The 14747-nt window shown below is 47.8% G+C and carries 12 protein-coding genes; 5 read left to right on the forward strand and 7 right to left on the reverse strand.

The annotated features are described in order from the left end of the window. Positions 1–7: 7 nt before the first annotated feature. Both ACSVDI_RS10245 and ACSVDI_RS10250 read right to left on the reverse strand, forming a co-directional pair. Entirely contained in the window at positions 8–1021 is a 1014-nt protein-coding gene (locus tag ACSVDI_RS10245; protein WP_457942670.1) for a LacI family DNA-binding transcriptional regulator, read from the reverse strand. Positions 1022–1184: 163 nt separating this feature from the next. Continuing rightward, the gene (locus ACSVDI_RS10250; protein ID WP_457942672.1) at positions 1185–2201 is read right to left on the reverse strand and encodes a glycoside hydrolase family 130 protein; all 1017 of its coding nucleotides are present in this window, start codon (positions 2199–2201) and stop codon (positions 1185–1187) included. Between the two features lie 630 nt (positions 2202–2831). Between ACSVDI_RS10250 and ACSVDI_RS10255 the strand changes: the two genes are divergently transcribed. The 3 genes from ACSVDI_RS10255 (at position 2832) to ACSVDI_RS10265 (ending at position 6576) form a co-directional block, all read left to right on the forward strand. Further along, positions 2832–4487 (forward strand): ABC transporter substrate-binding protein, encoded by a 1656-nt coding sequence (locus ACSVDI_RS10255; RefSeq protein WP_457942674.1) that lies wholly within the window; start codon positions 2832–2834, stop codon positions 4485–4487. 181 nt (positions 4488–4668) lie between these two features. Further along, a complete protein-coding gene (locus tag ACSVDI_RS10260; RefSeq protein ID WP_457942675.1) occupies positions 4669–5640 on the forward strand; it encodes an ABC transporter permease in 972 nt (323 codons plus the stop codon). Between the two features lie 30 nt (positions 5641–5670). After that, on the forward strand, positions 5671–6576 hold the full coding sequence (locus tag ACSVDI_RS10265; protein WP_457945635.1) for a carbohydrate ABC transporter permease: 906 nt from the start codon (positions 5671–5673) through the stop codon (positions 6574–6576). Between the two features lie 179 nt (positions 6577–6755). On the opposite strand, the gene ACSVDI_RS10270 is transcribed toward ACSVDI_RS10265, so the two are convergent. Next, positions 6756–8354, reverse strand: a complete 1599-nt coding sequence (locus ACSVDI_RS10270) for an MBL fold metallo-hydrolase RNA specificity domain-containing protein (protein WP_457942677.1) — start codon at positions 8352–8354, stop codon at positions 6756–6758. 77 nt (positions 8355–8431) lie between these two features. Then, complete coding sequence (locus tag ACSVDI_RS10275) at positions 8432–9190, reverse strand: exodeoxyribonuclease III (RefSeq protein ID WP_457942679.1); 759 nt, start codon at positions 9188–9190, stop codon at positions 8432–8434. A gap of 487 nt (positions 9191–9677) precedes the next feature. Here ACSVDI_RS10275 and ACSVDI_RS10280 point away from each other — a divergent pair, with 487 nt between their 5' ends. Both ACSVDI_RS10280 and ACSVDI_RS10285 read left to right on the forward strand, forming a co-directional pair. Then, entirely contained in the window at positions 9678–10193 is a 516-nt protein-coding gene (locus ACSVDI_RS10280) for a peptidylprolyl isomerase (RefSeq protein ID WP_457942680.1), read from the forward strand. 11 nt (positions 10194–10204) lie between these two features. Then, complete coding sequence (locus ACSVDI_RS10285) at positions 10205–11944, forward strand: ABC transporter ATP-binding protein (protein ID WP_457942681.1); 1740 nt, start codon at positions 10205–10207, stop codon at positions 11942–11944. A gap of 99 nt (positions 11945–12043) precedes the next feature. Here ACSVDI_RS10285 and ACSVDI_RS10290 read toward each other — a convergent pair whose 3' ends face one another. From ACSVDI_RS10290 to deoC, 3 genes are all read right to left on the reverse strand, one after another. Beyond that, the gene (locus ACSVDI_RS10290) at positions 12044–13372 is read right to left on the reverse strand and encodes a pyrimidine-nucleoside phosphorylase (protein ID WP_457942683.1); all 1329 of its coding nucleotides are present in this window, start codon (positions 13370–13372) and stop codon (positions 12044–12046) included. 42 nt (positions 13373–13414) lie between these two features. Next, entirely contained in the window at positions 13415–13828 is a 414-nt protein-coding gene (locus ACSVDI_RS10295; protein WP_457942685.1) for a cytidine deaminase, read from the reverse strand. A 188-nt stretch (positions 13829–14016) separates the two neighbouring features. After that, complete coding sequence (gene deoC, locus ACSVDI_RS10300; protein WP_457942686.1) at positions 14017–14682, reverse strand: deoxyribose-phosphate aldolase; 666 nt, start codon at positions 14680–14682, stop codon at positions 14017–14019. Positions 14683–14747: the final 65 nt, after the last annotated feature.

The raw sequence follows: 14747 nt of genomic DNA on the forward strand, positions 1-14747 counted from the left end.
CGCCTTATCATTCAGATGGATCCGGGAATCGAGTGGTCGATTCCCGGAAGATGATTTTTCCTTTAATTAAAATTCGGTTTTTATGCTTGTTGCTGCCAATATCACGAATCATGGCCTTGGCGGCAAGATGTGCCATTTCTTCCAAATTGACCTGAACGGTTGTAATTTTCGGATTAGAAAGCATGGAGTGATTCGTATCATCAAAACCGGTTACCGAAATGTCATCCGGTACTTTATATCCGTGTGCTTTCAGATTGTTGATGAACAACATTGCGACTTCGTCGCAGTTACAGACAAAGGCGGTGGGCAGCGCCTTTGGAAGCTCAATATTGAGATAGGTGCCGTCGCTCTCGCGGTCATTTAAAATCCATTCTTGATTTAACGGGATATGGTGTTCAATCAGCGATTTATAATACCCTAAAAAACGGTCCTGTATGCTGCTGGTGGCATCCAAGGTTCCAACAAATCCAATTTTGGTATGGCCGAGCTGAATCAGCTTGTTGGTTAACTCATAGGTGTTGAAAAAGTTATCCGTATTAATGCTGGTAACGTTGAAATCATCGTAATAAAAATCCAAAAACACCAGCGGGATTTTCAGCGCCATCAAGCTTCTAAGGTATTCCCGGGAAAGCTGACCCATCACGATAATTCCGTCCACATCCCGGTTCTTCAGTTTCTCCGGAATCGTGATTTCCATTTCGCTCTGCTGGTCTACGATGCTCAGCATAACATCAATATTCAGCTTTTCAAATTCTTCCGAAAGGCATTGATACAGTTTCACATAAAAACAGTCGCTGCCTCCGATTCCAAAAAAGTGCCCGGCGGTCAATACGGAAATTTTGGAGATATCTGCTTTTTCTTTTTTATTATCATACACATACCCAAGGCGTGTTACCGCATCCATGATTTTTTTGCTCATTGCTTCGCTGACATCGCTTTTGCCGCGCAAAACTTTTGACACAGTTACCTTGGATACGCCCACACTGTCAGCAACATCTTGCATACTTACCTTATTGCTCATTCTTTGCATGCTCCTCAAATGATTTTTAAATACGGCGTAAACCTATGTTACATTAATTATATAAGGCATTGGGCAAAATGTCATGATGAAATCGAGTAAATAATTTATTATTCCGGACATCCTTGTAAAATATCGGAGACATCGTGAAACTATTTACCGGTACTTATCGGTACTCGATGCTGTCGCCGTCCAACAACCTGGAATTTGCTTTAATGTAACGAACCAGTTCGTCCACCTCTGCATAAGCTACAGAAACATAGGTATCGGCAGATCCATAGTAAATGGCAATGCGGCCGGTTGCGGCGTCGCACAGCGTGGAACATGGGAAAACAACATTGGGGACAAACCCAGTGGTTTCGTATTCTTTCTGTGGAGTCATCAGATAATCACGGGTTCGGTAAAGCACCTTGCTTGGATGGTTAGAATCCAGGATCGCCGCACCAAAGCTGTAAACATAGCCGTTGCACGTTCCGCAAACTCCATGGTAAAACAGCAGCCATCCTTCGCTTGTCTCAATCGGTGCTGGTCCGGAACCGATTTTAAGGTTTTGCCACCAGCCGCCTCCTTTCGTCATAACGCGCCGGTGTTTTCCCCAATAAATAAGATCCGGACTCTCGCTTAGAAAGATATCGCCAAACGGTGTGTGCCCGCTGTCGCTCGGCCGGCTGAGCATTAAAAAGTTGCCGTTTACTTTTCTGGGAAAGAGCACCCCGTTGCGGTTAAAGGGAATAAACGGATTTTCCAGTCTGGTAAACGTTTTAAAATCTTCGGTAACGCCAAGGCCCAGTGCAGCCCCGCCAAAATCCGTGCACCATTCAATATAATACTTGTTTTCAATCTTAATCGGCCGAGGGTCATACGCGTAAACCGGATCATACGGCTTACCGCTTTGGTCGACCCAGTGGATTTCCTCGTTTTCAATCTCCCAATGCAAGGCGTCCTTGCTTCTGCCGAAATGCAGCTGTGGAATTCCATCCTTATGGTCTGATCGGAAGATGCCAACAAATTCATTTTGATAAGGGATTACGGCGCTGTTGAAGATACGGGATGATTTTTCCGTGGGCTCCCAGTCAATAATCGGGTTTTCACGGTGCCTCCACACAACGCTTTTGCAGTCCTCCGGCTTTTCCTGCCACGGCATGCTGGGTAAATTTTCTCCGATAATCGTAACTTTTCCCATTCATATCTTCTCCTAATTTAAAATTAATGCAGAGAATAAAGAATTGCTTCACACAATTTGATAACGTCACTAAAGTAGATATTTAACGTAACAATAACATTATACTTCAACTATGCGCATTGTCAATATTGAATTTGCAACAATTATAATTTGCACAATAATTATGATATATGTTGCATTTAACAGTTCATATTGTTAATATTGGCAACATTAATTATCTTAACTTATTCAAAATATATAAAACAAAATAATATAAACACAAACTATTGACAAGATGATAAACCAGAATATAATTCTATTGTATCGTTATTGTAACGTGACAAAAATACAATTAATGTCGTAATTTGATAAATGCACGTATTTGGCGTTCCAGTACCCAATACAGTTTATCCCGTCATTCGCCGGGCCGGTAAAGAACTATGGGATTACAGCAAGGAATCCGGCCAAGTCATAACCACATACGGTGACAGTACTGATTGCTGCAAATGCCTTTGTTGCTTCATTCGAGATTGGAATAAAAGCGAGAGGAGGGACAGCATGACCATGATTCTGATCGCAATGGATTTTCATCCTCATTAGCCGGATGGTTCCCGGAAAACCGAATGAAATTACTTGAAAGGAAAATGCGCAATGAAAAAGCAGATTAGCGTTATAATGGCGGCAATCATGATTGCCTCTGCGGCGTCAGGCTGTCAGTCGCCCGGAAATCAGGCAACAGGCGCAACCTCTGGAGGAGAGCAGAAGGAGATTAAAACATTTTCCCTGTACACCATGGGCCAGACAACCCCGCTGGATCTTTCCAACACACCCGTTGGCAAAAAGGTTACGGAAATTACCGGTGTCAAACTGAAATGCGACTATCAGGTGGGCAGCGACGAGGCGACCATTGCAACCACCCAAACCGCCAGCGGACAGTATGATGATTTGCTGAATCCGCACAATGAGCTGAACGTTTACCGCGATGCCGGCGCTTTGGTTCCTCTGGATGATTACATAGAAAAATACGGCACTAATATTAAAAAATGGTACGGCGACGACTTGAAAAAGCTGAAGGACCCGGAAACCGGCCACATTTATTCCCTGTCCCCAGCAAGAAAAACCGTCACCCCCATCTACCCCCTGTATGGCTTCTACGTGCAGAAACAGGTTTTAAAAGCAAATAACTGGCCCAATAAAATGACACTGGACGACTTTTTTGCCATGCTCGAGAAATTTGCAAAAGAGCATCCTACCATTAACGGTCAAAAAGTCATTCCGTTTGCATCCCGCGGCGACCGCGATGGTTCTTATTTAATCAGCGGCGTTCCGGCTCTTCTGGCCGGGTACCCCAACACCGGCGGAAACTATTATGACGCCGACGGCACCGCACACAACTTTTCGCTTTCCAAATGGAGTCACGATTATTATAAAAAGCTGAACGAGGCACAACAAAAAGGCATGATTGACCCCAACATGTTTTCACAGACTGCCGATCAGTTCTACCAAAACATAGCGTCCGGAAAAGTGCTGGCGTTCTATGGACGAAGATGGGAAATCACTAACCAAATTGCTTCGCTGGAAAACCAGAAAATGTACGATCAGGTTCCGTTTGCTATTTCCGTGGTATTTCCGGGTGTAGAAGCAGAAAGTTACAACGGAATTGAATCTATTTCCGCCGGGCAGGGCATCTGCATTACCACAAGCTGCAAAGACCCCGTTGGAGCCTTTAAGTTCCTGGATGCCATGTGCAGCGAAGAAGTTCAAAAGCTTGTCCAGTGGGGAATTGAAGGCGAAGATTACACAGTTGTAGACGGAAAAATGACCCTGACCGAAGAACAGCTGAAAAAAGCCGACGATGCGGACTACGCCAAAAAGCAAGGCGTTGGTCAATGGTGGAACTTCCCGCATCCGAATCTTGATGCAAACACCAAATTCTCCGATGGCAACTACGTGCATCCCCAAAATCTGCCGCTGTATATTTCCTCCCATTACAAAGATTATGAAAAAGAGGTCCTGCAAGGCTACAAGGTATCCAACCTTTACGACATGCTGGCTCCCATGAAGAGCTCCAAATTTGGATATGGGTGGGATATCTCCATCCCCGACTCCCAGCCGGAGCTTCAAGATGCCCAGAAAAAATCGGGTGATATCACCAATAAATACCTTGCCAAACTAATAAACGCAAAAGCCGGAACCTTCGAGGACGTTTGGAATGAGTATTGCAATGAAATGAAGGCGGCAAAGTACAACAGCACCGAGTCTTACTTCACCCAGCAGGTGCAAAAGAGAATTAAGGAGTGGAACTAACCAGACTAAGGTTTTGATTTGAGGGTATGGTTGAGGCAACGGTGTTTGCCTCAACCATTGTTATAAACTGAAATCATTCCGCTTCATAAAAATTTCTTGCTGCTTTTGACCAAATGCAGGTATTTTATGAGGCCTGAGCGGCTTTTGAGCGGTAAGTGACATCGATAGGAAGGGATTTACTATGATAAAAGCTGAGGTCTCTCCAAAGCTTGAAAATGGTTCTGTGGCACTCATGCCAAAAAAGAAAAGTTTTTTTGCTTCGCTCGTGCGTCAAAAGGACCTTGTGCTCATCACACTGCCTTTTGCAGCGCTTTTGATTCTTTTTAATTATGTCCCGCTTTGGGGCTGGATTATGGCATTTCAAAATTACAAGCCGGGTCTTGGCATTTTTAATTCGAAATGGGTCGGTTTTAAGAATTTTTACGATTTGTTCCATGACTCTTACTTTTTCCTTGGCATACGCAATACGCTGGGAATCAGCCTGTTAAAGCTGGTAACCGGCTACTTGGGTTCCATTACTCTGGCTTTGCTCATCAACGAAATCAAAAATCTGGCGTTTAAGAAGACGGTACAGACCATTTCCTATTTGCCGCATTTTGTGTCCTGGGTCGTTGTTTCCGGTCTGGTATATACGTGCCTATCCACCGACGGCGGTGTGGTAAACGAAATTTTGATGAAGCTGCACATTATCTCTGAGCCATTTAATTTTATGGGAACCCCGAAACTGTTTTGGGGCGTTATGGCGGGTTCGGATTTATGGAAGGAAATCGGATGGAATTCGATTATCTATCTGGCTGCAATGTCCGGCATCAATCCAGATATTTATGAGGCTGCCGACATTGACGGCGCGGGGAGGTTCCGCAAAATATTTAGCATAACACTGCCGGGGATTTTGCCGACCATTAAAATTCTGTTGATTTTAAGCGTCGGAAACCTGCTGACGGTAGGATTTGAGCAGACTTATCTGCTTTCCAACAATATGGTGATTGACTATTCACAGACACTAGAGCTGTATGTATATAATTACGGCATGGGCATGGGAAGATATTCATTTGCAACCGCCGCCGGTATTTTCAACTCCGTCGTCGCACTCATTCTGGTTACGACTTTTAACAAACTCTCCAAAACGATCAGTGGTGAGAGCGCATTCTAAAATTGTGGGAAGGAGCGAACTATTTTGAAAGTGTTTCACCTTCACAGAAGAACAACCGGTGACGTTGTTTTTGATATTATAAACACCATTATCATGATTTTTCTGATCATTGTAACCTTGTATCCATTTTGGAACACATTGGTTTATTCCCTGAATTCCCCGGTCGATTCCCTGAGGGGCGGCCTTTACCTTTGGCCAAGACAGTTTACATTTAGTAACTATTCTTTGATTTTAAGCGAAGAAAATGTATATTGGGCAAGTGTTGTTTCCATTTTAAGGGCGTTGACGGGATCTGTGGCCAACGTGCTATGCACCGTAATCATCGGCTACGCGCTGTCGCAGAAATCATTTGTGCTAAACAAGTTCTATTCCTATTTGTTTGTATTTTCCATGTACTTCAGCGGTGGATTGATTCCGGGGTACTTCCTGATGCGGGATCTTCATTTGATTAATAACTTTTTGGTCTATATTCTTCCTGCTACCGTCAGTGCTTGGAACATTATGGTGGTGCGCAGTTATATCTCCGAACTGCCGAAGGGCCTGATTGAATCTGCGAAAATTGACGGCGCCAGTGAGTTTAGAATCATCTTTTCCATCATCTTCCCGCTTAGCATGCCCGTGGTCGCTTGCATCCTCTTGTTTGTTGCGGTAGGCCAGTGGAACTCATGGTTCGACACCATGCTGTATTGCGGAAACAATCAGTCCCTAAGCACATTGGCGTATGAGCTGCAAAAGGTGCTTCAAACCTCGCAAAGTCATTCCACCCAGTCCAGCCAGGCGCAGGCCCTGATTCCCGCGGCGATGCGCAACATTGTTACGCCGCAGTCGGTACGTGCGACCATGACGATTATCACGATTGTTCCGATTATGTGTGTGTACCCATTCCTTCAGAAATATTTTGTAAACGGGCTGACGCTTGGGGGCGTAAAAGAGTAAATCCGTGTACACAAATTTGCGTGCAAAAGGCACCGCTGTAAATAGCCGTTCAAAAAAATAAAAATGCACCTGAAACTGGCTTCAAAAGCCCGTTTTTAGGTGCATTTCTTGTGATGTAAGCCGCAGCTTTTTAGCAGCTTCTTTGCCGCGCTCCTCCGAACCGTTTGACTCCGACCCGGCTACCGGTCCCACTTATCGCAAAGCGAAATAATCTGGTCTGTAAACTTCGCCAGATCCTTATTGGAGCAGCCCTCGTTCTTTTTAATGACCAGTATCAGCCGTTTCCCGGCCTCCATCAAGCGGGCAAACGGAGCAGAAAACTTGCGGTCTCTTTTCTCCCCATGGCGAACGTCAGGCTCCAACCCCTCTTCCAGTACCTGATTTCCAATCAGGTCATAAACAGCGTCAAAATTCGGTGCGTAAGCGGGAAATCCAAGCACTCTCAGCTGCTGCGTAAACGCTTCGCAGACTTCCTGCTCCCCATGCACCACGAATACACGCTGCGGCTTTTGCCGGTATGCCTTAATCCATTTCAAAAGCCCCGTTTTATCCGCATGGGCGGACAATGCTCGGAAATTGTAAATGTGAGCCTGCACCGCAATTTCTTCGCCAAACAGCTTTACCTTTTTTGTCCCTTCCAGCAGCATCCGGCCCAGCGTGCCGTTTGCCTGAAAACCGACGAATACAACAGCGCACTCCGGCCGCCACAAATTATGTTTCAGGTGATGCCGGATTCGACCCGCTTCGCACATCCCGCTGGAAGAAATGATCACCTTCGGCGTCCGGTCTTCATTCAGCGCCCGGCTTTCCTCCACCGTGCTGCACACGTTCAGGTTGGAAAAGGAAATCGGGCGGAACCCCGACTGAATCAGGCGGATGGTTTCTTCATCCGCGTAACCGGTCAGGTCACCGCTGTATATTTTGGTGGCCTCCACAGCGAGGGGACTGTCGACGTACACCGGAAAATCGGGATTGCTTTTCACCAAGCCTCGCTCTTTGATTTCCCGGATATAATAGAGCAGCTCCTGCGTGCGGCCCACAGCAAAGCTTGGGATAACCACGTTGCCACCATCCGCAAGCGTGCGGTCAAACAACTCGGCCAAAACGGGGATATAATCCTCGACTTCCTCATGGTCGCGGTCGCCGTATGTGGATTCCATCACGACATAGTCCGCCTCGTCAATATACTGCGGGTCGCGGATAATCGGCTGATTGGTGTTGCCAATATCCCCGGAAAAAACAATTTTTCTAGTGACCCCGCGCTCTGTCAACCACAGTTCCACGGAAGCGGAGCCCAGCAAATGCCCCGCATCGGCAAAGCGGAAACGAACCCCTTCGCACAGCTCCACCATTTCCCCGTAGCTGCACGGAACCATTCGAGACATGGTTTCCTGCGCGTCTTCCACCGTGTAAATCGGCTCCTCCGGTTCGCGTCCGGCACGGCGGCCCTTTCGGTTTTCGTTGATCGCATCCATTTCCTGAATGTGCGCGCTGTCGCGCAGCATGATGGAGAGCAGGTTGCAGGTTGCCCGCGTGGCGAACATTTTGCCCGAATAGCCGTTTTTCACCAGCAGGGGAAGCCGCCCGCTGTGGTCGATGTGGGCATGGGTGACAAGAACATAGTCAATTTGGGTGGCATAAAAGGGCAGCCGGTGGTTGTCGTCCTCATCCGCCCCTTGCTGCAGCCCGCAGTCAATTAGAATCCGTTTCCCGTTCACCAGCAGGCAGTGGCAGCTGCCGGTAACCTCTTTATCCGCGCCGTAAAACAGTAATTGCATAAATGCCCTTCTTCCATCTTAAAATTGGATTCGCTCTTAAATGATTTTGTTGCAATGAAGCGCGTAGGCGTTGCCATTTAGTTTTCCGAAAGTATTAGTTCCACCGGGCAGTGGTCACTTCCCATAACGTCGGCCAGGATATTGCTTTCCACAATGCGATCACGCATACGGTCGGATACCAAAAAGTAATCGATCCGCCATCCGGCGTTTTTTTCGCGCGCTTTAAACATATAGGACCACCAGGTATAGGCTCCCGTCTGATCGGGATGAAGGTACCGGAAGCTGTCTGTAAACCCACTGGACAGCAATTCCGTCATTTTCTGACGTTCTTCATTGGTAAACCCGGCGTTTCCCACGTTGCTTTTCGCGTTTTTCAGGTCAATTTCCTGATGCGCCACGTTCATGTCGCCGCAAACCACCACCGGCTTTTTGGTATCCAGCTGCTTCAGGTACGCCCGGAACGCGTCCTCCCACTGCATCCGATAATCCAGACGGGTCAGCTCACGCTGCGCGTTCGGCGTGTAAACCGTAACTAGGTAAAAATCTTCATATTCCAGTGTAATCGAGCGGCCCTCCCCGGTGTGCTCCGGCGCGCCGATGTCATATGTCACCTGTAAAGGCGGCCTGCGCGTAAAAATCGCAGTTCCGGAATATCCTTTCTTTTCTGCAGAATTCCAGTATTGCGTATAGCCCGGCAGAAAAATCTCCGCCTGATCCGGCTGCATTTTGGTTTCCTGAATACAAACGGCATCCGCGTCCACCTGATTAAAAAAATCTAAAAATCCCTTGTTTATACAAGCCCTTAGGCCGTTTACGTTCCACGAAATTAGTTTCATTTTGGCTATCCTTTCTTCGTTCTCTGGGGTTTAACCGATTCCCTGTTATTTCAGTTCCGAGAATTTATTTCCTAATTACTGTCCTTGATTTTATGATTATGCTATTTATGCCATAAACAAACGTGGCTCCCGGTATAAAAAATCAACGACAGCAAATTTATCTTAGCCTTCATGGAAATTGTGGCCGCCGTTCGGCGGGAAGGCGCTGCGCGTCGCTCAGCAATTTTCGAATGTCAAATCAGCCCCTGCTGATTTGACTATTATACCATAGAATTAGATGCAAAGTGCAAGCCGTTTGTAAAAGTCCAGAATTTATAAACGGGAAAAAGCAGAATTTTTCACAACACGAACATTTGTCTTGAAGTAAGCACTTTCTCTGGGTATAATAATACCATGACTGCAATCGAAGGCACTCACATTTCCTGGGACACCGTGCACCCAGGGGATTCGATTGCACTTATGGCACGGAGAAATGGTGGTTAACACAATGAAAAATCCAGTTGTCACATTTGAAACCAAGGGCGGTATCATCAAAGCAGAGCTTTACCCGGATGTTGCCCCAAACACGGTGAATAATTTTATTTCACTGATAAAAAAGGGATTTTATAACGGTACCATATTCCACCGGGTTATCCCCGGCTTTATGATTCAGGGCGGGGACCCGGAAGGCACCGGTATGGGTGGCCCGGGTTACAGCATCAAAGGCGAATTTACCGCAAACCGCGTAAAGAATAACTTAAAACACACCAGAGGGGTACTCTCTATGGCGCGTGCCATGAATCCGAACAGCGCCGGTTCCCAGTTCTTCATTATGGTAGAAGACGCTCCGCATCTGGACGGCCAGTACGCGGCGTTTGGCAAAGTCATTGAAGGAATGGATGAAGCCGACCGCATTGTTTCTGTAAAACGCGATTATAACGACCGCCCGCTGGAGGATGAAGTAATGAAATCCGTCACAGTGGAGACTTTTGGAGAAGAGTACCCCGAACCGGATAAGATGTAACAGGAGGATCCATGTCAATTTTTAAACGGTTTATTCAGTATTACAAACCTTACCGTTCTATATTTTACTTTGATATGTTCTGCGCGCTGATCGTTTCGGCGATCGACGTGGCGTTTCCCCAGATTTTGAACTGGCTGACCAAGGGCTACTACGCGCAGGGGACGCAGGTAATCCTGCGTTCCCTGCCGATTATTGCCGTGTCGCTTCTGGTAATGGAACTGGTTCGCCTTGGATGCCAATATTACATTACCAGCTGGGGACACATCATGGGTGCGCGCATGGAAAGCGATATGCGTCAGGATTTGTTCGACCACTTCCAGCGCCTGTCCTTTTCTTACTACGACAAAAACAATACCGGAGAAATGATGAGCAAGCTGGTATCGGATTTGTTCGACATCAGTGAACTGGCGCACCATGGTCCGGAAAATATTGTGATTTCGCTGCTTAAAATTATCGGCAGCTTTATTCTGATGATGCTGATCAACGTGCCCATGACCTTGATTTTGATGGTAGTCACCCTGGTGTTGATTATTTTCAGCATTCATCAGAACAAAAAAATGCGGGCCATTTTTATGGACAACCGCAAGAAAATCGCGGGAGTTAACGCAAAGGTTCAGGACAGTCTCGCAGGAATCCGCGTGGTAAAAAGTTTTGCAAACGAGCCGTTGGAACGTAAAAAATTCAGCGAAAGCAACCTGAAATTCCTGGATTCGAAAACCAGCAGCTACCGTGCTATGGGAATTTACCGTTCCGGCACTTCTTTTTTGGAGGGACTGCTGTTTATTACCGTGCTGATTACCGGCGGCCTGTTTATTGCCAACGGCTCCCTCCGGTTGGGGGACCTTGCGGTTTATGCCCTCTACATAAATATCATCATCAATCCGGTGGATGTTCTCATCGAGTTCACCGAGCAGTTCCAGAAGGGGTATTCCGGGTTCCGCCGCTTTGTGGAGGTTCTGGACACCCAGCCGGATATTCAGGACAACCCCGGCGCCACGGAACTGAAAGATGTTAAGGGCAGGATTGAATACCGCGACGTGTCGTTCCGCTACGATGAAAGCAGCGACGTTCTAAGCGGCATCAACATTCAGATTGACGCGGGAAAAACGGTTGCTCTGGTCGGTCCCTCCGGCGGAGGAAAAACGACCCTGTGTTCCCTGCTCCCCCGCTTTTATGATGTAACCTCCGGAAGTGTACTGATCGACGGTCAGGACGTGCGTTCCGTAACGCTGAAGTCCCTGCGTGATTCCATCGGGATTGTGCAGCAGGATGTTTATATGTTTGCCGGAAGCGTAAAGGAAAACATCGCCTACGGCAAGCCGAACGCGACGGACGAGGAAATTATCGAAGCGGCAAAGCGGGCCAATATTCATGACTTCATCATGGGTCTGGAAGACGGCTACGACACTTACGTTGGCGAGCGCGGTACGCGCCTGAGCGGCGGCCAAAAGCAGCGCCTTTCCATTGCCCGCGTATTCCTGAAAAACCCAAAAATTCTGATTCTAGACGAAGCAACCAGCGCACTGGATAATGAAAGCGAACGCCATATTCAGCGGTCGCTGGAGGAGCTTTCCAAAAACCGCACCACCATTGTCATTGCGCACCGCTTAAGTACCATACGCAACGCCGATGAAATCATCGTAATCGGCGACGAGGGAATTGTGGAACGCGGCAATCACCAAACGCTTCTGCAGCAGAACGGTCTGTATGCGAAATACTACAACATGCAGTTTGAAGGTTTAGAAGACTAACAAACCTTTCGAAATAATAAAGAATACGCCTTGAAACGGCTTTTTAGAGCCGGATCAAGGCGTATTCTTTTCCTGTACTATGATTTCCCATTCAGGCCGTTACACAGAATACTGTTCCACTCCGTCGCGGGTTACGCGCGCGTGGACAATCGGAATGGCCTTCGGAGGTTCGGGAGAGATGGTCACCGCACGCTGGAACAAGGCTTCCGCATCGCGGCAGCGTGCTTCGGTCGACGTGTAAAACGTGGCAATCGGCTCGCCTTTTTTGACCGCATCCCCAACTTTTTTCCGGAGCATAATGCCCGCGCTGAAATCGATGGGGTCTTCCTTCTTTTCCCGTCCAGCGCCAAGCTCTACGGAGGCAATACCGCATTGCTCGGTGTTCATGGCATAAATATAGCCGTCGCTGCTCGCTAGGATCTCCTGCTGGATCTTCGCCTGTTCAAATTTCGAGTTGTCCATCAGGACGGATACATCGCCGCCCTGCGCAGCAACCATTTCTTTGAGCTTTTCAAAGGCCGCGCCGCTTTCCAACTGGGTACGGGCCATGCTGCGGCATTCTGCAAGGTCACCCTTTCCGGCGAGGTACAGCATATTGGCGGCCAGTTCCAGGCAGATTTGCGTCAAATCCTGTGGGCCACGGCCTTTCAGTGTTTCGCAAACTTCGCAAATTTCCAGCGAATTTCCGATTGCATTTCCAAGCGGACGGTCCATATCCGTAATCAGGGCGATGGTCTTTCTTCCAACATGTTCCCCGATGGACACCATGGCCTGCGCCAAACGGATGGAATCCTCCGTGGTCTTCATAAATGCACCGCTTCCGGTCTTAACATCCAACAGGATACAGTCGGAACCGGCAGCTATTTTTTTACTCATAATACTGGATGCAATAAGCGGGATGCTTTCAATCGTTGCAGTCACATCGCGCAGGGCATACAGTTTTTTATCCGCCGGCACCAGGTTGCCGGATTGCCCGATTACGCTGACGCCGACCTTGCGTACAATGTCAAAGAAACGTTCGCGGTCCAGCGCAGTCTGCATGCCCGGGATGGATTCCATTTTATCGACGGTTCCGCCGGTATGGCCCAACCCACGACCACTCATTTTGGCTACGCGTACGCCCAGCGAAGCAACAATCGGGGAGATAATCAGCGTGGTCTTATCCCCCACGCCGCCGGTGCTGTGTTTATCCACCTTTACGCCGTCAATGGAGGAGAGGTCAACCATTTCGCCGGAACGCGCCATGCTCATGGTCAGCGAGGCGGTTTCCCGCGCGTTCATTCCCTTATAATAAACTGCCATTAGCAAAGCGGAAGCCTGGTAATCCGGGATTTCGCCCCGAACGTAACCGTCAATGAAAAACTGGATTTCTTCGTCCGTCAGTTCCCCACCGTCACGCTTTTTTGCAATAATATCATACATTCTCATTTTTATGTCACCTTCCTGTAAATCCGTTGCGATTGGATGCCGCTAATCGAGATCACTCTTTCCGAAACCAAGCGGCAGAAGATCACGCAGCGTATAAACCTTCCACTCCTCCGGCGACCGCGCAAGAATCACATGAAATTGGTCCGGGTCGCAGAATTCCATCATAACCTGCCGGCAAACACCGCAGGGCGGGCAGTAATCGCTGATGTCAGACTCCGCTTTTCCGCCGACGATGGCAATTGCTTCAAACTCTTTTTCTCCTTCACTGACCGCCTTAAAAAACGCGGTTCGCTCCGCACAGTTCGTCGGGGTTAAAGAGGCGTTTTCAATATTGCAGCCCCGATAAATTTTCCCGCTTTTGGTCAACAGAGCGGCGCCAACCTGAAATCCAGAGTAAGGGGTATAAGCCATTTTGCGTGCGGCAATGGCGGCATCTACAAGTTCTTTTTCCCGCATAAAATCACCTTCCTTAATGGCTGGTTTCTATCCGAAAACCATTGTTATATAAGCATTCCTATGGTCAATTCCAATTCCATTTTCCGCCTTGACTGCGGTCTAAGAAAGGGCGGATAAATCCGCCCTTTCCCTTTTCTGAACCCGTTCCGTACAGAACCATCCAGTCTGCATATCTGGTCAAAACCGCCTTAGTATCCGTGCGCTTCCTCGTTCTTGATAATCTTGATAATCCGGCTTGTTCCAAGTCTGGAAGCACCCAGCGATAAAAACCGCTCTGCATCGTCAAGGGTTTTAATGCCGCCGGCCGCTTTAATCCGAACCTTTGGCCCAATATGCTTCGCAAAAAGCTCCACATCTTCGAAGGTAGCACCTGCCGTGGAAAATCCGGTGGATGTTTTGATAAAGTCTGCACCGGATTCGGTCACGACTTCGCACATTTTAATCTTTTCTTCGTCCGTCAGAAGACAGGTTTCAATAATGACTTTTAAGATTCGATCCCCGCAGGCGGCCTTGATTTGTTTGATCTCGTCCAGCTGCAGGTCGTAAAGCCCGTCTTTCACCCATCCGATATTGATGACCATATCAATTTCATCCGCGCCGTTCTGAATGGCATCGCGTGTTTCAAATACTTTTGTCGCTGTGGTCGCATACCCATTCGGAAAACCGATAACGGTGCAAACCGCCATTTTATCGCCGACATATTCTTTCGCACGCTTTACATAAGAAGCGGGAATGCAGACCGAAGCCGTGCCATATTTCATGGCGTCGTCGCAAATCTGCTTGATTTCTGCCCATGTGGCGTTCTGTGTCAGCAGAGTATGGTCAACCGAACGCAATATTTTTTGAAGTTCCATTTTATCCTCCAGATATTTTTGCTGCGGGCAGCCACCGATAAAAGCAATCCGGAAGCCGCCCGGGA

Source organism: Caproiciproducens sp. LBM24188, from assembly GCF_054130445.1.

Excerpts from the sequence above, each read along its gene's own strand:
- ACSVDI_RS10245 (WP_457942670.1), bottom strand. The coding sequence starts at position 1,021 with ATGAGCAATAAGGTAAGTATGCAAGATGTTGCTGACAGTGTGGGCGTA.
- ACSVDI_RS10250 (WP_457942672.1), bottom strand. The coding sequence starts at position 2,201 with ATGGGAAAAGTTACGATTATCGGAGAAAATTTACCCAGCATGCCGTGG.
- ACSVDI_RS10255 (WP_457942674.1), top strand. The coding sequence starts at position 2,832 with ATGAAAAAGCAGATTAGCGTTATAATGGCGGCAATCATGATTGCCTCT.
- ACSVDI_RS10260 (WP_457942675.1), top strand. The coding sequence starts at position 4,669 with ATGATAAAAGCTGAGGTCTCTCCAAAGCTTGAAAATGGTTCTGTGGCA.
- ACSVDI_RS10270 (WP_457942677.1), bottom strand. The coding sequence starts at position 8,354 with ATGCAATTACTGTTTTACGGCGCGGATAAAGAGGTTACCGGCAGCTGC.
- ACSVDI_RS10275 (WP_457942679.1), bottom strand. The coding sequence starts at position 9,190 with ATGAAACTAATTTCGTGGAACGTAAACGGCCTAAGGGCTTGTATAAAC.
- ACSVDI_RS10280 (WP_457942680.1), top strand. The coding sequence starts at position 9,678 with ATGAAAAATCCAGTTGTCACATTTGAAACCAAGGGCGGTATCATCAAA.
- ACSVDI_RS10285 (WP_457942681.1), top strand. The coding sequence starts at position 10,205 with ATGTCAATTTTTAAACGGTTTATTCAGTATTACAAACCTTACCGTTCT.
- ACSVDI_RS10290 (WP_457942683.1), bottom strand. The coding sequence starts at position 13,372 with ATGAGAATGTATGATATTATTGCAAAAAAGCGTGACGGTGGGGAACTG.
- ACSVDI_RS10295 (WP_457942685.1), bottom strand. The coding sequence starts at position 13,828 with ATGCGGGAAAAAGAACTTGTAGATGCCGCCATTGCCGCACGCAAAATG.
- deoC (WP_457942686.1), bottom strand. The coding sequence starts at position 14,682 with ATGGAACTTCAAAAAATATTGCGTTCGGTTGACCATACTCTGCTGACA.